Below are 20093 nucleotides of genomic sequence, written 5' to 3' on the forward strand. Positions count from 1 at the left end.
ACCGTGTGGCAGCGGTGCGGCGAATCCACGACAGCCACCCGACCCCCGGGGTGCCGGCCCAGTCCAGCCGGCCCGCGTCGAAGACGCGGAAGCCCCGGGGGTCGTTTCATGCCGGTAGGCTCGGCCGGATGGCGGTCACCCTGCGCTCGGCCATCCTCGACGACATCGCCCCGGTCGGTCACCTGCACCACCGGTCCCGGCTCAGCGCGTACCAGGGCATCGTGCCGGATGCCGCGCTGGAGACCTACGGCGCCGACGTCACGGCGCGGTGGTGGGTCGAGCGGTGGAGCCACGAACGCGACACGCACCGGCTCACGGTCGCCGAACATCAGGGGCGGCTGATCGGGTTCACCTACGTCGGGCCGCACGAGGACGGCGAGCCGGCCACCGCTGAGCTGTACGCGATCCACGTCGACCCCGAGCACCAGGGCTGCGGTGTCGGCCGGGCGCTGATCCGCGACGCGCTGGGCACGATGCGCGAGCGCCGGTGCCAGCGCGCGGTGCTCTGGGTGTACGCGGCCAACCACCGGGCCCGAAACTTCTACGAAGCGGGCGGCTGGCACCCGGACGGGGTCCGCCGGGACGGCTGGCTCGGGCCGGTGTCGACTCCGCAGTTGCGTTACGCGCGTGACCTCACGGTCGCCGCAGCTGAGCCGGTGACACCGACCGCCGCAGCGGGCTGACCGGCCGCGCCGCCGCAGCGGGCTGAAGCCGGGCGAGAGTACGGGACCGCTGCTGCGGGGGTTCCGTCCAGCCCCGCACTCTCGCCCGGCACTGCCCGCCCTAACCGGGGGAAAACGCCTGGCCGAAGGCGCTCAACCGGCGGAGGCGTGCCGGTTGATCGGTGTGGGCGGGCAACAGTGCGGGACCCCGGGATGCTGGCGGGCGCCCAGGGTCACCGCAGTGGTGAAGCACCATGGTCGGCTGCCCCGGTGGCGGACCGTGCCGGGGCAGCGCTTCCATGGCTCTAGTCAACCCCAGTCGCCAGCGATCAACCGGACACATTGTGCGACTATCGGCCGGACTTTCCCAGGTTTGCCAGCAGGTCCTGGCGGGTGATCACCCCACGTGGTTTGCCGTCAACCAACACCAGGGCCGCGTCGGTGCCGGCCAGCAGCGCCACCGCGTCGCGTACCGGCTGGCCACCGCCCACCATGGGCAGCGGCTGCGCCATGTGCCGCTCGATCGTGTCGTGCAGCTGCGCCTTGCCGCTGAACAGCGCGTCCAGCAGATCCCGCTCGGCGATCGACCCGGCCACCTCGCCGGTCACCACCGGCGGCTCCGCCTTGAGCACCGGCAGCTGCGAGATGCCGTACTCGCGCATGTAGTCGATCGCGTCCCGGATCGTCTCGGTCGGGTGCACGTGCACCAGCTCCGGCAGGCCGCCCGGCTTCGCCGCCAGCACGTCGCCGACCGTTGGCTCGGCCGCCTCTACCCCCAGGAACCCGTACCGGGCCATCCACTCGTCGTTGAAGATCTTCGACAGGTAGCCGCGTCCGCCGTCCGGCAGCAGCACCACAACCACGTCGTCCGGACCGGCCCGGCGGGCCACCCGCAACGCCGCCGCGACCGCCATCCCGCACGAGCCACCGACCAGCAGCCCTTCCTCCCGGGCCAGCCGCCGGGTCAACTCGAAGGACTCCTGGTCGGAGACCTCCACGATCTCGTCACAGACCGACCGGTCGTAGGTCTGCGGCCAGAAGTCCTCCCCCACCCCTTCAACCAGGTACGGCCGCCCTGACCCGCCGGAGTAGACCGAGCCCTCCGGGTCGGCGCCGACCACCCGTACCGCACCGCCGGACGCCTCCTTCAGGTAGCGGCCCACCCCGGAGATGGTCCCTCCGGTGCCCACCCCGGCGACGAAATGGGTGATTCGCCCCTCGGTCTGTGTCCACAACTCCGGCCCGGTGCCTTCGTAGTGCGACTGCGGATTCGCCGGGTTCGCGTACTGGTCCGGTTTCCACGCGCCGGGAATCTCCGCCGCCAGTCGGTCGGACACCTGGTAGTACGAGCGGGGATCCTCCGGCGCGACCGCCGTCGGACAGACGACCACCTCGGCACCGTACGCCCGGAGCACGTTCTGCTTGTCCTCGCTGACCTTGTCGGGACAGACGAAGACGCACGAATAGCCGCGCAGCTGCGCGACGAGCGCCAGGCCGACGCCGGTGTTCCCGCTGGTCGGCTCGACGATCGTGCCGCCGGGCCGGAGCAGCCCGGCCTGTTCGGCGGCCTCGACCATCCGCAGCGCGATCCGGTCCTTCACCGAGCCGCCCGGGTTGAAGTACTCGACCTTGGCCAGCACCGTCGCGGAGATCCCCGCGGTGACGTTGCGCAGCCGCACCAGCGGGGTGTCGCCGATGAGATCGACAACGCTGTCGTGGTAACGCACCTCGTTGTGCCCTTCTGCTGACGCCGGCGAGGCGCCATCGTCGGTTTGAGGTCGTCAGCCGACAACAGCCCGCTGCCGGCGGTGGAGTATGTCGCGGTCAGCCTACTGGTGCCCGGGCACCTCAGCCGACCACCTGACCGGGCACCACCGAATCGCGCCGGGCCTCCCAGTCCAGAAAGCGTTCGGTTTCGGCGAGCACGGTGCCAGCGAGCCAGGTCACCACGAGCGCGTCGTCGACGATGCCGAGCATCAGCAGCATCGCCTCCGGCACCAGGTCGAACGGGGACGCGACGTAGGCCACGGCCGCGGTCATCAACGCCAGCCGCAGGCCGCCGTCGTAGTCGCCGCGCATCGTTGCCCGGATCATCCGGGGCAGCGCCGCCAGCCGCCGCCCGAGTGAGGGACCACCGCGGGTGCCCGCGGTCAGTGCCCGCCCCAGCGCCGCGAACGCCGCCGCCCGCTTGAGTGTCCTGGCCATCGCGGCCACCTCCTCGTCACCGGGCCTGCCGGATGTATGTGTGTCCACCGGCCGCCGGCCGTGCCCCGGTCGTCGACCCGTGGTGTCCTGCCCTCCATGATGCCCGGGATCGGCAAATGTCGCCGGACACGCGTCCCCAGGCCGGTGGACCCCGGCCAGAATCGGGCTGAGCCGGACACCGCGTGCCGAGATAATCTCGAAGGACCTAGCACGACGGCAGCAGCGGATCGCAGCGGGGGGGGCGCGATGGGCACGGGTGGTACGGGGACGCGTCCGACCGACCGGACCGTGGCGACACTGGCCGTCCGGCTGGTGGCGTTCGGAGCCGGCGCCGCCGCAGCGGCCGCGGTGGCCACCGCCGGCACCCTCTACGGGCAGGCCAAGCAGGCCCGGCGGATCATCCCGCTGGCCGAGGCACCGCCGCCACGCGGCGACGGGGTGTACGGTTCCCGGCTGCCCGGACCGCCGCTGACCCTGGTGGTGCTCGGCGACTCGTCGGCCGCCGGCTACGGCGTGCACCGCCCCCGGGAGACCCCCGGCGCGCTGCTGGCCACCGGCATCTCGCGCCGGCAGCGGCGACCGGTCCGGCTGCACCGGCTGGCGGTGGTGGGTGCCCGGTCGGTCGGCCTGGTCCCGCAGGTGGAGGCGGCGCTGGAGCTGCGACCGGACCTCGCGGTCATCCTGATCGGCGGCAACGACGTCACCCACCGCACCCCGCCGGAGGTCGCGGTCGGGCACCTCGTCGACGCGGTACGGCAACTGCGCGCAGCCGGGGCCGAGGTGGTCGTCGGTACCTGCCCGGACCTGGGCGCGATCAAACCGATCAAACCGCCGCTGCGCTGGCTGGCCCGTCGGTGGAGCCGACAACTCGCCGCGGCCCAGACCGTCGCGGTGGTCGAAGCCGGCGGCTGGACGGTCTCCCTCGGCGACCTGCTCGGTCCACGGTTCGCCGCCGAACCGGGTCGGCTCTACTCCTGGGACCGGTTCCACCCCTCGGCTGAGGGGTATGCCATGGCCGCCGCCGTCCTGCTGCCGGCGGCGCTCGGCGCGCTCGGCGCCAGCACCGCGGCGCGTGCTGGCGTCGCCGGCCGGGAGAAGGTGCGGACGCTGCCCCAGGCCGCGCACGAGGCCGTCCGCCACGCCGGCACCGAGGTCCGCGGCACCCGGGTGGCCGGCCGGGAACGGGGTCCAGCCGGCCGCTGGGCCCGGCTGCGCCGTCGGCCGAGGTTCGCCGGCCGATCCTGGCAGACCGCCGCGCTCAACTGGTTGTTCGGTCCGCCGGGCGGCGATCGGGACGGCGACCACCGCAAGTCGGCCGTATCCTCCGATCAGCGGGTAGGCCTGTCCGCCGCCGGACAGCAGGACTGAGCCGTGCGCGACCGCAACCGTACCGACGGAAGGTGACCGCCGTGACGTCGAGAAACATCGCTGTACGGATAGGCCGGGTCACCGCCGCCGCGGTCACCGCCGGTGCGGTGGGCAGCGCCGCGCTGCTGGCCGGAGAGGCGCTGCTGGCCCGCCACCGCCGGTACGCCCAGCCGGAGTTGGAGCTGGCCGTACGGGTGGCGCTCGGTCCGGCCAGCGGCGCGCCACTGCGGCTGGTGCTGCTCGGCGACTCGGTGACCCTCGGAGTGGGGGTGGACCGGGTGGCCGACACGGTCGGCGGCCAGCTGGCCCGGCTGCTCGCCGAGCACGAAGGCGGTTCGGCGGTCGCCGGGCGCCGGGTCCTGCTGTCGAGCGTCGGCGTGGCCGGCTCCCGTTCACGGGACCTGGCCACCCAGGTCGCCCGAGCGCTGCTGGGCGAACGACCGGACGTGGCGGTCGTCCTGATCGGCACCAACGACGCGGCCGCGCTGCGCCGGCCCGGTGAGTCGGCGGTTCATCTCGCTGCGGCGGTACGCCGGCTCCGTAGTGCCGGGACGGAAGTGGTGGTCGGCACCTGCCCGGACCTCGGCGCCGCCCGGGCGATCGCGCCGCCGCTGCGTCAGCTCGCCGGGCTGCTCGGCCGGCGGACCGCCCGGGCCCAGGCCCGCGCCGGCCGGGACGCCGGCGCCCGGGTGGTCGACCTGGCCGGTGAGACCGGCGCGGTGTTCCGCGCCGACCCCAACACCTACTGCCATGACGGCTACCACCCGTCGGCCGACGGATACCGGATCTGGGCGCACGCGCTGCTTCCGGCGGTACTCGCGGCGGCGAACACCGCCCCGCACCGCTGACCCACCGCGTACCACTGGCCGCAACGGTCCGGGCAGGGTGCCGGTCGGCTGGGTGTTTCCGGTGCTCCGGCGACGGGTCAGGGCGTTTCGAGCCGGCCGCGCAGCCGCCGCACCGCAGCCGCCGCCGATTCCAGCACCGCAGGGTCGGGTGCCGCCCGGATCAGGTCGGCGGCGACCACCCGCAACTGGTCGGGCAGCGCGGTGTCCCGGCTCAGCCGGGGTACCTGCCGGCCGGGCCGCCCTTCGGCGGCCGCGCCCACATCGGCAAGGTACTGCACCAGATCGTGGAAATCGTCCGCACGGTGGCCGTCAGCCACCGCCCATCGGGGCTGTTCCCAGTGGGCCACCTGCCGGACCAGGAGGTCGACCAGGCGGGTCAGGTGCGCTGCGGCCACCGCCGCAGTCTAGACGAGTAGTTCCGAAGTCAGGGGTCGATGTCCGGGCATGAGGAGAGGGCATCCAAGATCATGTTGTGACGCAAGACCTGGACACCCTCTTGACCGCACTGTACGTGAAGATCGACGACAGCATCCGCACGCCCCGGTGGCGCGGCAGACCACCACTGCTGACCGACTCCGAACTGGTCTGCCTGGCCGTGGCGCAGGTCCTGCTCGGCGCCCGTTCCGAAGCCCGCTGGATCCGCTACGCCCGGGTCCACCTGGCCGGCATGTTCCCCTACCTACCGCAGCGGCCCGGCTACAACAAACGGCTCCGCGCCGCCCTCCCGCTGATCAAGAAGACGATCCGGAACCTGGCCCGCGACAGCGACTTCTGGTTCGACAACCACTGGATCGTCGACTCCACCCCGGTGCCGTGCGGCATGTCCCGCCCCACCGTGCAACGTTCGGACCTGGCCGGCTGGGCCGGATACGGCTACTGCGCCTCCCACTCCCGGTTCTTCTGGGGACTGCGCCTGTACCTGGTCTGCACCCCGACCGGGATGCCGATCCTGTGGGCCCTGGCGAACCCGAAGATCGGCGAGCGGGAGGTCCTCGCCGCGATGCTGGAGGTCGAGGCCGGTGTCGTCGCCGAACACGACGGCATCCTGTTGATCAGCGACAAGGGCTTCGCGTCCGGACCACTCGAGCGGGAACTCGCCGACCAGGGCATCACCCTGCTACGCCCGTCACGCAAGCGGGAGAAGGCCCGCTACGGCGAACCGATGCTCAAGAAGGTCCGGCAGCTGATCGAGTCGGTCAACGACACCCTCAAGGGCCAGCTTGATCTTGAGGAACACGGTGGGCGGACCTTCGTCGGCGTCGCCGTACGGGTGGCCCAGCGACTCCTCGCGATGGCCGCCGCGATCTGGCACAACAACAAGACCGGCGCACCCGTCACCCGGTCCCTGATCGCCTACGACCACTGACGGGACTTCGGAACAACTCGTCTAGTGCCGGCGACGACGCGCCGCGCCGCGCCGACAGTACGGCGCGGCGCGGCGCTGATGGACGGTCAGTCGTCGCCCTGCAAGAAGCTGAGCAGGCGCAGGATCTCGATGTAGAGCCAGATCAGGCTGACCAGGATGCCGAACGCAGCGGTCCAGGAGTAGCGCTGCGGCAGGCCGAGCCGGACGCCCTCCTCGACCTCGTGGAAGCTCAACACGAAGCTCAGCGAGGCGACCACGATGCAGATGAGGCTGAAGATGATGGCGACCGGACCGCCGCTACGCAGCCCGGTGTCGACGCCGAAGAGCGACAACACCAGGTTGATCATCATGACCGCGAAGACGCCGACCATCGCGGCGATCAGGCCACGGGTGAACTTCGGGGTGGCCCGGATGACCTTCATCTTGTAGAGGGCGGCCATCAGGAAGAAGACACCGAAGGTGGCTACCACCGCCTGCAGGACGATGCCCTGGTAGCCGGCGATCACCTCGAAGAACTTGCTGACCAGACCGACGAAGACACCTTCGACGACGGCGTAGGTGACCACCAGCGCCGGGTTCGCGACCCGGGAGAACGAGATGACCAGCCCCAGCACCAGACCGACGATCGCGGCGCCGATCCAGGCGCCGAACAGCAGCGAGTCGGGGACCAGGATCCAGGCCGCCGCCGCCGACAGCCCGGTGATGCCGAGCAGGGTGACTGTCTTGACGACGACGTCGTCGACCGTCATCGGCGCGACGGTGGGTGGCGCGGCCGGGTGACCGGCCTGCGTCGGATATGGCTGCCCGGTGCCGGGCTGCCCGTAGGGACCGGCGGGGGCGTACCCGGTGGCCCGCTCCCGCTCGGCCGCCTGGCCGAGCCGGGCCAGGACCGGGTTGGATGTCTTCACTGTCCAGCCTCCCTCAGGGGGTTGTCACACGATGGTGTGAGGTCAAGGGTAGACGGCTCGATCGACACCGTGCAGTACCGCCGGCCGAAGGCGGGCTCTGACCGGTGGAACCGGGCGGGCTCCGACCAACGGGCCGGGCTCGGACGGCACCAGGTGACGCCGAGTACCCGGGGCGGGAATCGAACCCGCACGCTTTTCAGCAGCCGCTTTTAAGGCAGCCGTGTCTGCCATTCCACCACCCGGGCCGGCGGGTCGGCCGGGGTGCACCCGGTCGGACCCGATCGCCGACACGCCGCGCGCTGGTACGCGACGGCAGATGTCACGGTAGCGGGTCGCGCCCAGCCGGACGCAGCCCGGCCGGTCGACGGCACTAGGGTGCGAACCGTGAGCCGCTCAGCAACCGCAGCGCAGGACACCGGCCCCGTCCCGCCCCGGCCCGGCGGACCCTCGGCGGCCGACTCCCGGTGGTCCCGAATCGCCGCAGCGGCCCGTGGACACCGGGTGGACGCCATGATCTGCCTGCTCTTCGTCCTGTTCGCCGGCCTGCTGACCCACCGGCTCTGGCCCGCACCCGGTGCCCACCTGCTGGCGTTCAACCCGGAGGACCAGACCCTGTACGAGTGGTTCCTGGCCAGCGACGCGCGGCTGCTGTTCGGCGACTTCGGCCTGCTCAGCGACCGGCTGAACGCCCCCGACGGGGTGAACCTGATGGCCAACACGACGGTCATCGCGCTCGGCTTCCTGATGGCCCCGGTCACGGTGCTCTTCGGTGCCCCGGTGAGCTTCGCGCTGCTGGTCGCCGGCAACCTGGCCGCCAGCGCGATCGCGTTCTACTTTTTGTTCGCCCGGCCCCTCGGCGCGCACCGGCTGGCCGCGGCGACCGGCGGAGCGTTCTGCGGGTTCGCCCCCGGTATGGTCTCGCAGAGCAACAGCCACCTGCACATGACCGCGCTGTGGCTGATCCCGGTCATGGTGTGGCTGCTGATCCGGATCATGCGGGCCGCCGATCCGACCGGCTCGACACCCGACGGGCGGATCCTCGGGCCGGCCGGCCGACCCGACCGCCGCCGGGTCGTCGCCTCCGGCGGTTGGCTCGGAGTGGTCGTCGCGGTCCAGGTGTTCGTCGGCGAGGAAGTACTCTTCCTCACCGCCGTCACGCTGATCATCATGGCGGCGGCGTTCGCCGCGACCAGACCCCGGTACGTGTGGCGGATCCTGCCGAACTTCGTCGCCGGGATGCTGGTCGCCGTGGCCGTCGGTGTGGTGCTGCTCGGCTATCCGCTGTGGTTCCAGTTCGCCGGACCGCAGGGCGTCTCCGACGGCGTCTTCGACCCGGCGTACTTCTCGGCCGACCTGGCCAGCTGGCCGGCGGTGTCCGAGCTGTCGGTGGCCGGTTCGGCGGCCGCCGCCGAGCTGACCACCGGACCGGCCGAGTACAACACCTTCCTCGGCTGGCCGCTGGTGCTGGTCACGGTCGCCGCCACCGCCTGGTTGATCCGGCGACCGGTGGTCATCGCCTGCGCCGCCGGGACGCTGCTGATGGCGGGGCTCTCGCTCGGCCCGCGGATCGTCGTGGAGGGAACCAGGACTGACGTCCCGGGGCCGTACGCCCTGCTGGACGGGATGCCGGTGGTGGACGGCGCGCTGCCGATGCGGTTCGCTCTCGCGGTGATCCCGTTGATCGCCGTCATCCTGACCCTCGCCGTCGACCGGGCGTTGCGGCTCGCCTGGCGACCGGCCCGGCTGGCTGGCCCGGCCGTCGTCGCGGTGGCGCTGCTCCCGGTCGCGCCGGCCCCGCTGCCGGCGATGGACCGCGACCCGCTGCCGGAGTTCATCGTCGGCGGCCACTGGCGCACCTGCGTACCGTCCGGCGGCGTGCTGGTGCCGGTGCCGCCCGCCACCCCGCCGCAGCCGTGGCCGATGGCCTGGGCCACCGCGACCACGGTCGCCTTCGGCATGCCGGAAGGGTTCTTCATCGGCCCGTACGCCCCGGGTGGCGACGCCTCAATGGGCACGTTCAAACTGCCGACGTCGAAGATCCTCGCCGAGGTGGCCCGGACCGGCGAGGTGCCGGAAATCACCGACGAGGAACGCGCCCGGGCCCGTCGTGACCTGACCCGCTGGGGCGCCGACTGCGTGGTGCTGATGGACGGCACCACGCACGCCGCCGAGCTGCGGCAGACCACCGAGGACCTGCTCGGGCCGGGCCAACGGGTAGCCGACGCCTGGACCTGGCCGGTCAGCTGACCCGGGCTGGCGCGGCACCCGGCTGGTCGAGTTGCGGGGTCGCCCCGAGGAACTCCTCACGCGGGTCGTGCAGTTGCCCGAGCGCCACCACCTCACGCTTGAGCACCAGCGCGAGTGTCCAGTCGACGATCACCCGCACCTTACGGTTCAGCGACGGGATCCGGCTCATGTGGTACGTACGGTGCATGAACCAGGCCGGCAGCCCGGTCATCTTGATCCCGTACACCTGGGCGACGCCCTTGTGCAGGCCGAGGCTGGCCACGCTGCCGGCGTGCTTGTGCCGGTACTCGACCGGCTGCTGACCGCGGACCACCGCCAGGATGTTGTCGGCCATCGTCCGGGCCTGGCGCACCGCGTGCTGGGCGCTCGGCGAGCAGTACGCCCCGGGCGGGCCGGTCAGGTCCGGCACCGCGGCACAGTCACCGGCGCTCCACGCTCCGTCGACCGTCCGGTCGCCGTCGACGACCTGCAGCGTCGGCCGGCAACTGATCCGCCGCCGCTCGTCGCGGGGCAGATCGGTGGCGTCGAGCATCGGCGACGGCTTCACCCCGGCCGTCCAGACGATCGTGTCGGCCGGGAAGCTGTCGCCGTCGGAGAGCCGCACCAGCCCGTCGACGCAGGACTCCAGCCGGGTGTCCAACCGGATGTCCATCCCCCGCTTGACCAGCTGCTGCACCGTGTAGGCGCCCATGTCCCGGTCGACCTCGGGCAGCACCCGCTGGGTCGCCTCGACCAGCACCCAGCGCATGTCCGTCGGCTTCAGCTCGGGGTAGTAGCGCAGCGCGTCCCGGGCCATGTCCTCCATCTCGGCCAGCGCCTCGATGCCGGCGTAGCCGCCGCCGACGAAGACGAACGTCAACGCGGTCCGGCGAACCTGTTCGTCGGCGGTCGCCGCCGCCACGTCGAGCCGCTCCAGGACGTGGTTACGCAGGTAGATCGCCTCACCGATGGTCTTGAACCCGATGCCGTGCTCCCGCAGGCCGGGAATCGGCAGGGTGCGGGACACCGAACCGGGGGCGACGATCACATGGTCGTAGCCGATCTCCCGGGGCGGCCCGACGATGGGTTGCACCTCGGCGACCTTGCGGGCGTGTTCGATCCTGGTCACCGCTCCGGCGATCACATGGCAGCGGCGCAGTTCCCGGCGCAACGGCACGACGGAGTGCCGGGGTGAGATGTTGCCGGCCGCCGCCTCCGGCAGGAACGGCTGGTAGGTCATGTGCGGCTGCGGGTCGACCACGATCACCTCGACCTCGCCCCGGCGCATCTTGCGGGACAGGCGCAGGGCAGCGTAGAGACCGACATGCCCGGCACCGACGACAAGGATCCGTTGCCTGTTCACGTACCCCATCTTCCTCCCGGTTGCCTCTTGACGCCGCCTCGAAGGCCAGATATGTGACCGAGCACGCCCGTGTGAGCCGCCGCACGCCGGCAGGTCAGCGGCGTCGGCCCAGGGTGGCGAGCAGGGCGACGGCGCCGACCGCCACCACCAGCCCGGCCAGCACCGCGAGCAGGAACGGCTGACCGGCGGTCCGGCCGGCGGCGGTGATCAGCAGCACCACCAGCACCGCCGAGGCGAGCAGCACCGCCGCCACCCGGGTCGACCAGCGCACCGCGACCTCGGGGGCCAGCACCACGTCATACGGCACGGCGGCGGCCAGCGCGGCGAGACTGTGGGTCAGATACAGCAGCGCGCCGACCGCCAGCAGCCGCCACAGCTGCACCGGGATCCCGTACCCGGTGGTGGCGAGCACCCAGCCGCCGACCCCGACCAGGATCGTCACCGTCGGCGCGTGCCCGCGCGGCGCCAACGCCGGCAGCAGCGCGACGGCGAGCAGCACCGGGCCGGCCCGGCCGAGGAAGACCTCGGCCGGGTACGCGAGCCCGAAGGCGAGCAGCGCGGTGACCGCTACCAGGCCCCGTAGCAGCACCGGCGCGAGGGTGACCCGGGTGAAACCGGTGCGCACCGCCACCACCCGGTCCCGGATCGCGGTGATCATCGCAGCACCGCCTTGGGCGCCGACGCCAGCCGGGCCACGTCCCGCAGCACCTGGTCGAGACTGCCGGCCCCGGCCCAGGTCACCACCGGTACGCCGTGTTCGCGCAGCTGCCCGACGGTGTTCTCCCGGTCCAGCCGCCACAGCCGGTACGCCACCTCGGTCCACTGACCCTGCCGGGGCGGCGGCGCCACCGTGGTGGGCAGGGTGTCGACGGCGACGACGATCCGCCCCGACCGGGCCATCCGGGCCAGCATCTCCGCCGACCGCGGGTCCACCAGGGGGGTCAGCACCACGACCAGCGCGTCCGAGGAGAGCAGCTGCGGGCCGAAGACCTGGTCGTACGGTTCGTACGGGGTGGGCCGCACCTCGACCTCGAGCAGCCACTCCAGGACCGTCAGGTACTGCCGACGGCCGGTGGCCGGACGCAGCCGGCGAGCCGTCGGCCCGTACTCCAGCATCGACACCCGGTCACCGCGGTGCAGGTAGTGTTCGGCGATCGCGGCCGCCGCCCGGACCGTGGTGTCCAGCACCGACGCACCGCCGGACACCCCGCCGGACCGGCCGACCTCGGTGAGGACGTCGAGCAGCAGCACCACCTCGGCGTCGCGGTCGGACAGGGTCGCGGCGACGTGCAGCTGCCGGGCCCGCAGCGACACCCGCCAGTCGATCCGGCGCAGCCGGTCGCCGGGGCCGAAGATGCGCACCCCGGCCAGTTCGCCGCCTTCCCCCGGCCGGCGGGACCGGTGCCCACCGACCAGCCCGGCGGCGCGGGGCATCGCCTCGTCGGCGTTGAACGGGTCGATCACCGGGTAGACCGGCACCCGGACCGGTTCGGCGACCACCGGCCGGCAGGACAGCAGCCCGTCGCAGGCGATCGCCCGCGCGGCGACCGGCCCGACCGGCTGGCGGCCCCAGCGCAGCGCCACCCCGGTCAGCTCGAAGCCGGCCGCCGAGCCGGTCGGCACCGCCAGACCGAACGGACGGTCCGGCACCCCACCACTGGGGCGGGGTCGGGCCGCCGCCGCCAACCGTTCGAGTACCAGCAGCTGGCCGCCGCCGGGTGACGGGTCGATCGAGATCGGCGCCAGCACCCCGACCTCGTCGATGCGCAGCCACGGCGACACCAACGCGCGTACCACCACCAGGTCGTAGTCGGCGTCGGCCGGGTTGGCCGCGGCGGCCCGGGCACCGATCTGGCCGCCCTCGACGAGGTTGGCGTCAACCGCCCCGAGGTCCAGCACCGGCGCGGCGGCCGGTCGGCGGCGCAGCGCGTACGCGGTGCCCAGCGCGAACGGGGTGGCCAGCGCGACTAGGTCGACCCGGCCGAGGATCACTCCGGTGATCAGCAGCAGCCCGGTGATCAACACCGCCCGGCCCAGCGCCCGGGTCGGCTGCCATTGCGTGGCGGTCATGACACGCCGCCGCCGGTCACGGCGCCGCGCGGCGGCCGGCCGCCGCGTTGCCCGGTGGACCGTACCCGCCGCCGTAACTGGGCAGAGCGCCGCTGGCCGGGGCCGGGGTCTGCGCCAGTACCTCGCCGACCACGAACGACGGATCCACCCGACGCAGCCACATCTCCGGCCGCAGGGTGATCCGGTGTGCCAGTACGGGGGCGGCCACCTCCTTGACGTCCTCCGGCACGACGAAGTCCCGGCCGGCCAGCACCGCCTTGGCCCGGGCCAGCAGCAGCAGCGCCAGCGAACCCCGGGGCGACGCTCCGACCAGGACCGACGGGTGTTCCCGGGTGGCCGCGGTGAGGGCCACGATGTACCGGCCGATGGAGTCCTCGACCACCACGTTCTCCAGCGCCGCCTGCATGGCGCGCAGCCCGGCGGCGTCGACCACGGCGGCCAGCTCGGTCTCCTCCTGGCGGCGGGAGATGCGCCGACGCAGTACCTCCCACTCCTCCTCGTGGCTGGGGTAGCCGAACGACACCCGCAGCAGGAACCGGTCCAGCTGCGCCTCGGGAAGCGGGTAGGTCCCCTCGTACTCGATCGGGTTGGCGGTGGCCAGCACGTGGAACGGCGCCTCCAGCCGGTAGGTGACCCCCTCGACCGACACCTGCTTCTCCTGCATCGCCTCCAGCAGCGCCGACTGGGTCTTCGGCGGTGTCCGGTTGATCTCGTCGGCGAGCAGCAGATTGGTGAACAGAGGACCGGCCCGGAAGGTGAAGTCAGCGCTGCGCTGGTCGTAGAGGAACGAACCGGTGACGTCGGCCGGCAGCAGGTCGGGGGTGAACTGCAGCCGACGGAAGTCCAGCCCCAACGCCTGGGCGAACGACCGGGCGGTCAACGTCTTACCCAGCCCGGGGAGGTCCTCCAGCAGCACGTGCCCACCGGCGAGGATGCCGGCGAGGACCAGCTCCAGCGCGTCCCGCTTGCCGACCAGCACGGTGCCGACCGAGTCCAGTACGGCGTGCGCGAGCCGGCTGACCTCGGTGGTCGGGGCTGCCACCACGTCGTTCATATTTTCTCCAATTGGCTGACGAACACCGCGCAGTCCTTTGCCGACGGCTTACGCCGGGCCGGGGTGTTCAGGAAGTTCCACAGTTCGTCCCCGCAGATCTCCCGGGCCCGTTGTGGGTCGGTGGCCCGGGTCAGCCCGTACCGGTGCCGTAGCCGCTCGTCGACCAGCTCACCGAGCACCGGCAGGGTCACCTCGGCGAACCGGCCCGCGTCGCCCTGACCGGCCCGCAGCCGGCGTTCCCACCGGCCGACCGCCTCCCGCAGGCCGTCCTCGCTGCCGAAAACGTAGTTGCCGTCCTCCGGGTCGGAGCCGACCCGGCGCAGCTTGACCGGGGGCGGGGCGGCGACCGACCGTACGGTGCGGCGCAGCACCACCAACGCGAGGCAGCCGGCGAAGACCGCCTCGACCGGCACCGTCAGGCCGAACAGCCGCAGCCCGAGCAGCACGGCCGCAGTGCCGGCGGCGGCCAGCAGCAGTGCGGTCAGCCAGGACCGGACCCGGCCGGGTGCGCGACGCTCGCGGGGCGGTGCCTCCTCGTCGTGGTAGAGCAGGTCGTCGATGCTGGTCTGCGGGTCACTCACCAGCCGGCCCGCCTTCGCCGGGGCCGACCGCGGCGGTCAGCTCGGTACGCAGCCGGCGCAGCGCCCACCGCGCCTGCTCCCGGGTCCGTTCGTCGACGTCGTGCCGGGCGTAGCGGGCCTCCCGGTAGACGCCCGCGAACGCCGACAGCACCTCGGCGCTGATCTCGTGCCCGGCGAGCAGCCGGGTGACCAGATCGGTCGGGGTGTCACCAATCTGGCGCGGCGTGCCGGCCGCGGCGGCGGCCTGCTCCAGGCGTACCCAGCAGGCGATCACCGCCCGGCGCGGGTCGGCGTCGGCAGCGGAGAGCTCGACCAGACCGGCGTCGACGGCGGCGACCACTTCGGCCGTGCTGGCCGGGCCGGGCGGTGACGTGCTCCGCCGCCGGATACCGACCGGGGTCGACCGGGGTCGGCGGCGCACCACGTCGCGCAGCAGGGTCCACAGCAGCAGACCGGCGACGACCAGCACGGCGAGGCCGCACAGCGCCCCGGCGAGCAGCGGGATCCAGGATGGAAGCTGCTGCTGGTCGGCGGCGGCGAAGTCGTCCGGCGGCGGCTGGTACGTCGGTGCCGTCTGCGGCTGCTGGTAGTCCGGCAGCGCGGGTAGGTCCCGTTCCACGGCGGCGTCGGTGCGACCGACCGGCAGGGTGGAGTTCGCCGCCGCGACCGCGGTCAGCGCGAGCAGTACGGCGACGGCGGCGAGTGGCCACAGCCTGCGGATAGCCGCGGAATCCATTGCCGGCGGGTGCCCCCTCGGGTCCTCCAGTGGTCGTCTCGGCCCGGTCAATTCCGCCCCGCCAGGCGATTCACCTCGGTGAACACCTCGTCGAGCATGGCGGGCGTGAGCCGTCCGGTGAACGTGTTCTGCTGGCTGACGTGGTAGCAGCCCAGCACGTCGGGCACCGCCCCGCCGCCCGACCAGTGTGCCCCATGGCCGAACGCCGGCCGGGGTGTGGGCGGTCGTCGCCCGTACACCCCGGTCATCGCCGGCCACCAGGCCGCCCAGGCGAACGCGCCGAGCGCGACCAACACCCGCAGCGTCGGTTTCAGCAGGGCGATCTCCCGGTGCAGCCAGGGCGCGCAGGTGTCCCGTTCGGCCGGGGTGGGGCGGTTCGCCGGCGGGGCGCAGCGGACAGCGGCCACCACCCGGGTGTCCGACAGCCGCAGACCGTCATCGACGGCGACGCTGGTCGGCTGGTTGGCCAGCCCGGCGCGGTGCAGTGCGGCGAACAGCACGTCGCCGGAGCGGTCGCCGGTGAAGACCCGGCCGGTGCGGTTGCCGCCGTGCGCCGCCGGTGCCAGCCCGAGGATCGCGATCCGGGCGTCCGGCGGCCCGAATCCGGGTACCGGACGGCCCCAGTAGGTCTGGTCCCGAAACGCCGCGCGCTTCGTCGCGGCGACCTCTTCCCGCCAGGCGACCAGGTTCGGGCAGGCCCGGCAGCCGGCAATCGCGTGGTCCAGCGTCGGCAGGTCCGGCACCCGCGCCGCCGCGCTGGTCACGTCGGCCGCGCTGGCGCTGATCACCTCGGCTGCGCTGGTCACGTCGGCTGCGGTACCGGTCACCACGGCTCCTTCCGACGTCGGTCGCCAGCGGACGACGTACCGCGAGACCGCGACCGGCCGGCCGCGGCGTCAGCCGAGTCGGGTCCGGAACATCTCCAGGGTCCGCGCCCAGGCACGCGTCGACGCGTCGTCGTCGTACGACTCCGGCCGGTCGTCGTTGAAGAACGCGTGCCGAGTGCCAGGGTAGTCGTAGACCACGCAGCCGCCGCCGGCCGCCTCGATGTAGCCCTTGGCCTGCTGGATCCCGTCGGCGGCGGAGGTGCCGTCCTGCTCCGAGCAGTGGATCATCGCCGACTTGCCGGCGTAGCCCGCCCAGTCGGGACGCATCCGCTCCCACGGCAACGCCGGGTAGAACCCGGCGGTGGCGACGATCCGCCCGGCCAGCGTGGCCGACCAGAGCGCCAGGCTGCCGCCGGCGCAGAAGCCGACTGTACCTACGGTGTCGCCCGCCGACTCGGCCCGGCCGGCGAGGTACTCGGCGGCGCCCGCGATGTCCTTGGCCGCCTGGTCCATCGCCAGGCCCATCAGCAGCCGGCGGGCGTCATCCGGCTCGGTCGCCTGTACGCCGTGGTAGAGGTCAGGGGCGAGGGCCACGAACCCCGCCTCGGCGAGCCGGTCGGCGACCGTGGTGATGTGCGGCACCAGCCCCCACCATTCCTGGATCACAATGACCGCAGGTGCGGCGCCCGCCGCGCCGCCACCCCCGGATGCCGGCGGCAGGGCCAGGTATCCCTCGCTGGTCCCGCCGTTGCTGCGGTAGCTCACCATCTCGCCCATGGGGGTCCTCCTGTCGGTCAGTCATCGTTGGCTGGCGCGCAGTGGGGCACGTGTCCGGGTAGCCTGACACGAGCCGTGGGGCCGGGGAAGGCGCGCGGAGGGTGGCGTACGCCTCTTGGTGAGCTACGGTACGTCTGCTGGTCACCGCAAACTCAGACAGATCCCGTCCAGGATGTCGTGCTCACTGGCCACCACCGACGACACGTCGGCGCGTTCCATCACGATCCGCAGCACCAGGGCACCGGCGGCGATCACGTCGGCCCGGCCCGGGTGCATCACCGGGATCCGCAGCCGCTGCCCGACCGGCATGGCCAGCAGGTCGGCGGTCACCTCGGCCACCTGGTCGTAGCTGATCCGGGCGTGGTGCAGCCTGTCCGCCCGGTAGCTGTCCAGCCGCAGCGCGATCCCGGCCACCGTGGTCACCGACCCGGCGAGCCCGACCAGCGTCGGCGGCGGGCCGGACCGGTCCGGCCCCAGCACCACCGACAACGCCTGGTCAACCGCCGCCGCGATGTCGCGTTCGGCGGCGGCGATCTGGGCGGCGGTCGGCGGATCGGCGCGCAGGTGCCGCTCGGTCATCCGTACGCAGCCGACGTCCACCGACACCGCCCGGTGCACCGTGTCAGCGCCGACGACGAACTCGCTGGACCCGCCGCCGATGTCCACCACCAGATACGGTGCCGGCGCGGTGGCCGCCAGCCCACCGACCGCCCCGGCAAAGGTGAGCCGGGCCTCCTCGTCGCCGGTCACCACCTCCGGGGTCACTCCGAGGGTGGCCTGCACCATTGCCACGAACTCGTCGGCGTTGTCGGCGTCGCGGCTGGCCGAGGTGGCGCACATCCGAACCCGCTCGACACCGTGCTCGGCCAGCTCGGCGGCGTACCCGGTGAGAGCCTGCCGGGTCCGTTCGATGGCCGCCGGGGCGAGCCGGCGGGTCCGGTCGACGCCTTCCCCGAGCCGGACAATCTCCATCCGGCGGACCACGTCGGTCAGCGGCGCGGCGACCGACCCAGCCGGCGAGCCGGCTTCCGGGGCCGAGCCGGTCCCGGATTCTGCTGGCTGCCGCAGGTCCGGCAGGTCCGCGATCAGCAACCGGACCGCGTTGGTGCCACAGTCGATGCCCGCCACCCGTGTCGCCACACCGGACACCGTACCGGGTGCGCAGCCGCTGCCGGGCCGGCGGCCGACACCGTCGGGCCCGGGTGCGTCGCACGTCACCGCAGGTGCAGCAGCATCCGGGAGTTGCCGAGCGTATTCGGTTTGACCCGCTCCAACCCGAGGAACTCGGCGACGCCTTCGTCGTACGAACGCAGCAGTTGCTCGTAGACCTGGGCCGGCACCGGAGCCCCGTCGATCTCGACGAAGCCGAAGCTGGCGAAGAACCTGGTCTCGAAGGTGAGCACGAACACCCGCGCCACCCCCAGCTGACGGGCGACGGCGAGCAGCTCCGTCACGATCCGGTGCCCGATCCGCCGGCCCCGGCACTGCGGGTCGACCGCGACGGTACGGATCTCCGCCAAGTCCTCCCACATCACGTGCAGCGCGCCGCAGCCGACGATCGCCCCGTCCGCTGGCCGTTCGGCGACCCAGAACTCCTGCACGTCCTCGAACAGCGTGACCGTGGCTTTGCTGAGCAGTCGACGGTCCGGGCTGTACAGGTCGATCAGCCGGCGGATACCCCGTACGTCGCGGGTCCGGGCCCGGCGGACGACCAGCCCGGCATCGAATCCGGGATCCGTCACGCCGGTCACCTAGTCCGACTCCGGCGGCGGTACGCAGGGGCCGCCGGCCCACCAGGGGCCGATCAGCTCCCGCACCCGGTCGCCGATCGGGTTGACGCCGGGGCCGACTGCGAGCGCGTGACCCAGGTGGACGTGCAGGCACTTGACCCGGCCCGGCATGCCGCCGGCCGACACTCCGGCGATCTCCGGGACGTGGCCGATCGCCTCCCGCCGGGTCAGGTAGTCCTCGTGCGCCGCCCGGTAGTCGGCGGCGAACTGCGGATCCTCGGCCAGTTCGGCGGCGTACTCGCGCATCAGTCCGGCCGATTCGAGCCGGCTGCAGGCCGCGGTCGCCCGGGGGCAGGTGAGGTAGAACAGGGTCGGGAACGGCGTGCCGTCGGCGAGCCGGGGCACCGTCTCGACCACGTCGGGCAGCTGGCACGGGCAACGGTGGGCGACCGCCCTGGTGCCGCGGGGCGGCCGGCCGAGCTGCGCGGCGACCGCCGCGAGATCGTGTTCGTCGGCTGCTTCGCGGGTGGCCCGGTCGGGCACGGTGCCGTCGCCTCCATTCGCTGCTTCGCTCACCGGGAGATGCCCTCCGCGTCGGCGGCCTGCACGCTCGACCAGAGCGTGTCGTACCACGGGCCGGCCGGGCCGTCGCGCCCGCCGGCCGGCTCGACCGGCTCGCCCGAGTCGCGGGCGGCACCGTCCGGATCGTGCAGCACCAGCAGCGGGACCTCGCCCGGATAGACCATGTAGAACCGGCGCTTCGCTTCGATCCGGATGAAGTCCGGGTCCTGCCAGCGCTCGGCCTGCGCGTTGAGCTCGGCGATCCGCTCGCGCTGAGCCTGCTGGGCCTGCTCGATGCGGGCGATGTCGGACTGCTGGGCCAGGTAGACCCGCACCGGATAGGTGTACGCCAGCGCCAGGGCGACCAGCACCACCAGCAGCACAGTGGCCCGGCCGGTGAACCGGTTGGGCTGCGGCGCGGTGGTCCGCTTGACCGGGCCGCCGGACACCCGGCGACCAGCGGCCGGGCGGCTGGCCGGGCGACCCGGGTCACCGGTGCGGCCCGCAGCGGACCGGGGCACGCCGGATCGGGGTGCGGCGGACCGGTCGGCACCGGCCGACCGGGTCGCCCGGTTACGCTGGTCGGCCCGGGACCCGCTGTCGGAACCGGTGTCCCGGCCGGCGAGTCGCAGTGGCCCGCGCGAGCCGGACCGGCCGGGCTGTCCCGGCCGGCGGGCCGGGCCCTGACCACTCGGTGTGCGCCGTTGCGGCACCGTCGTCACACCCCTCCCCGGGCGGTTGGCTGTACGGGACCGGTTCCGGTGCGCCGGCGGCTGGTCGAACCGCCGGCGCGCCGGAACCGGTCGGACCG

Annotated in this window: 21 protein-coding genes and 1 tRNA gene; 5 read left to right on the forward strand and 17 right to left on the reverse strand. The window is 73.1% G+C overall.

The window, feature by feature from the left end; all coding sequences use genetic code 11:
* Positions 1-128: 128 nt before the first annotated feature.
* Positions 129-683 carry a GNAT family N-acetyltransferase gene (locus O7553_RS23140; RefSeq protein ID WP_281551765.1) on the forward strand — a complete coding sequence of 185 codons (555 nt, stop codon included), beginning with the start codon at positions 129-131 and terminating at the stop codon, positions 681-683.
* A 329-nt stretch (positions 684-1012) separates the two neighbouring features.
* On the opposite strand, the gene O7553_RS23145 is transcribed toward O7553_RS23140, so the two are convergent.
* Together O7553_RS23145 and O7553_RS23150 are read right to left on the reverse strand one after the other, a co-directional pair.
* Positions 1013-2389 (reverse strand): cystathionine beta-synthase, encoded by a 1377-nt coding sequence (locus O7553_RS23145; RefSeq protein WP_281551766.1) that lies wholly within the window; start codon positions 2387-2389, stop codon positions 1013-1015.
* Between the two features lie 121 nt (positions 2390-2510).
* Entirely contained in the window at positions 2511-2867 is a 357-nt protein-coding gene (locus O7553_RS23150; RefSeq protein WP_281551767.1) for a YkvA family protein, read from the reverse strand.
* Positions 2868-3155: 288 nt separating this feature from the next.
* Here O7553_RS23150 and O7553_RS23155 point away from each other — a divergent pair, with 288 nt between their 5' ends.
* Together O7553_RS23155 and O7553_RS23160 are read left to right on the forward strand one after the other, a co-directional pair.
* Complete coding sequence (locus tag O7553_RS23155) at positions 3156-4235, forward strand: SGNH/GDSL hydrolase family protein (protein WP_348650038.1); 1080 nt, start codon at positions 3156-3158, stop codon at positions 4233-4235.
* 41 nt (positions 4236-4276) lie between these two features.
* Positions 4277-5083, forward strand: coding sequence for an SGNH/GDSL hydrolase family protein (locus O7553_RS23160; RefSeq protein WP_281551768.1), 807 nt, complete (start codon positions 4277-4279; stop codon positions 5081-5083).
* A 77-nt stretch (positions 5084-5160) separates the two neighbouring features.
* Here O7553_RS23160 and O7553_RS23165 read toward each other — a convergent pair whose 3' ends face one another.
* Positions 5161-5478, reverse strand: a complete 318-nt coding sequence (locus O7553_RS23165; RefSeq protein ID WP_281551769.1) for a hypothetical protein — start codon at positions 5476-5478, stop codon at positions 5161-5163.
* A gap of 77 nt (positions 5479-5555) precedes the next feature.
* On the opposite strand from O7553_RS23165, the gene O7553_RS23170 reads away from it, so the two are divergent.
* Positions 5556-6449 carry an IS982 family transposase gene (locus O7553_RS23170; protein WP_281551207.1) on the forward strand — a complete coding sequence of 298 codons (894 nt, stop codon included), beginning with the start codon at positions 5556-5558 and terminating at the stop codon, positions 6447-6449.
* 86 nt (positions 6450-6535) lie between these two features.
* Here the strand turns inward: O7553_RS23170 and O7553_RS23175 are convergent, their stop codons facing one another.
* On the reverse strand, positions 6536-7357 hold the full coding sequence (locus O7553_RS23175) for a Bax inhibitor-1/YccA family protein (RefSeq protein WP_281551770.1): 822 nt from the start codon (positions 7355-7357) through the stop codon (positions 6536-6538).
* A gap of 164 nt (positions 7358-7521) precedes the next feature.
* A tRNA-Leu gene (locus O7553_RS23180) sits at positions 7522-7602 on the reverse strand.
* Positions 7603-7741: 139 nt separating this feature from the next.
* Between O7553_RS23180 and O7553_RS23185 the strand changes: the two genes are divergently transcribed.
* The gene (locus O7553_RS23185; protein ID WP_281551771.1) at positions 7742-9604 is read left to right on the forward strand and encodes a hypothetical protein; all 1863 of its coding nucleotides are present in this window, start codon (positions 7742-7744) and stop codon (positions 9602-9604) included.
* On the opposite strand, the gene O7553_RS23190 is transcribed toward O7553_RS23185, so the two are convergent.
* From O7553_RS23190 to O7553_RS23245, 12 genes are all read right to left on the reverse strand, one after another.
* Positions 9597-10946, reverse strand: coding sequence for an NAD(P)/FAD-dependent oxidoreductase (locus tag O7553_RS23190; RefSeq protein ID WP_281551772.1), 1350 nt, complete (start codon positions 10944-10946; stop codon positions 9597-9599). The genes O7553_RS23185 and O7553_RS23190 overlap by 8 nt on opposite strands.
* A gap of 94 nt (positions 10947-11040) precedes the next feature.
* Positions 11041-11604, reverse strand: coding sequence for a hypothetical protein (locus tag O7553_RS23195; protein WP_281551773.1), 564 nt, complete (start codon positions 11602-11604; stop codon positions 11041-11043).
* Entirely contained in the window at positions 11601-13016 is a 1416-nt protein-coding gene (locus O7553_RS23200) for a DUF58 domain-containing protein (RefSeq protein ID WP_281551774.1), read from the reverse strand. Before O7553_RS23200 ends, O7553_RS23195 begins: the two co-directional genes overlap by 4 nt.
* Before the next feature lie 16 nt (positions 13017-13032).
* Entirely contained in the window at positions 13033-14070 is a 1038-nt protein-coding gene (locus tag O7553_RS23205; protein WP_281551775.1) for a MoxR family ATPase, read from the reverse strand.
* A complete protein-coding gene (locus O7553_RS23210; RefSeq protein WP_281551776.1) occupies positions 14067-14651 on the reverse strand; it encodes a hypothetical protein in 585 nt (194 codons plus the stop codon). Before O7553_RS23210 ends, O7553_RS23205 begins: the two co-directional genes overlap by 4 nt.
* Positions 14644-15387 carry a DUF4129 domain-containing protein gene (locus O7553_RS23215; protein ID WP_281551777.1) on the reverse strand — a complete coding sequence of 248 codons (744 nt, stop codon included), beginning with the start codon at positions 15385-15387 and terminating at the stop codon, positions 14644-14646. Before O7553_RS23215 ends, O7553_RS23210 begins: the two co-directional genes overlap by 8 nt.
* Before the next feature lie 47 nt (positions 15388-15434).
* Entirely contained in the window at positions 15435-16172 is a 738-nt protein-coding gene (locus O7553_RS23220) for a uracil-DNA glycosylase (RefSeq protein WP_281555713.1), read from the reverse strand.
* A gap of 111 nt (positions 16173-16283) precedes the next feature.
* Complete coding sequence (locus O7553_RS23225) at positions 16284-16991, reverse strand: dienelactone hydrolase family protein (RefSeq protein ID WP_281551778.1); 708 nt, start codon at positions 16989-16991, stop codon at positions 16284-16286.
* 141 nt (positions 16992-17132) lie between these two features.
* Positions 17133-18119 carry a Ppx/GppA phosphatase family protein gene (locus tag O7553_RS23230; RefSeq protein ID WP_281555714.1) on the reverse strand — a complete coding sequence of 329 codons (987 nt, stop codon included), beginning with the start codon at positions 18117-18119 and terminating at the stop codon, positions 17133-17135.
* Positions 18120-18205: 86 nt separating this feature from the next.
* Positions 18206-18733 carry an amino-acid N-acetyltransferase gene (locus O7553_RS23235; RefSeq protein WP_281551779.1) on the reverse strand — a complete coding sequence of 176 codons (528 nt, stop codon included), beginning with the start codon at positions 18731-18733 and terminating at the stop codon, positions 18206-18208.
* A 9-nt stretch (positions 18734-18742) separates the two neighbouring features.
* A complete protein-coding gene (locus tag O7553_RS23240; protein WP_281555715.1) occupies positions 18743-19264 on the reverse strand; it encodes a DUF501 domain-containing protein in 522 nt (173 codons plus the stop codon).
* A gap of 29 nt (positions 19265-19293) precedes the next feature.
* Entirely contained in the window at positions 19294-19995 is a 702-nt protein-coding gene (locus O7553_RS23245; RefSeq protein ID WP_281555716.1) for a septum formation initiator family protein, read from the reverse strand.
* Between the last annotated feature and the right edge of the window lie 98 nt (positions 19996-20093).

The sequence above is a fragment of the Solwaraspora sp. WMMA2059 genome, from assembly GCF_027497315.1.
Lineage (GTDB): Bacteria > Actinomycetota > Actinomycetes > Mycobacteriales > Micromonosporaceae > Micromonospora_E.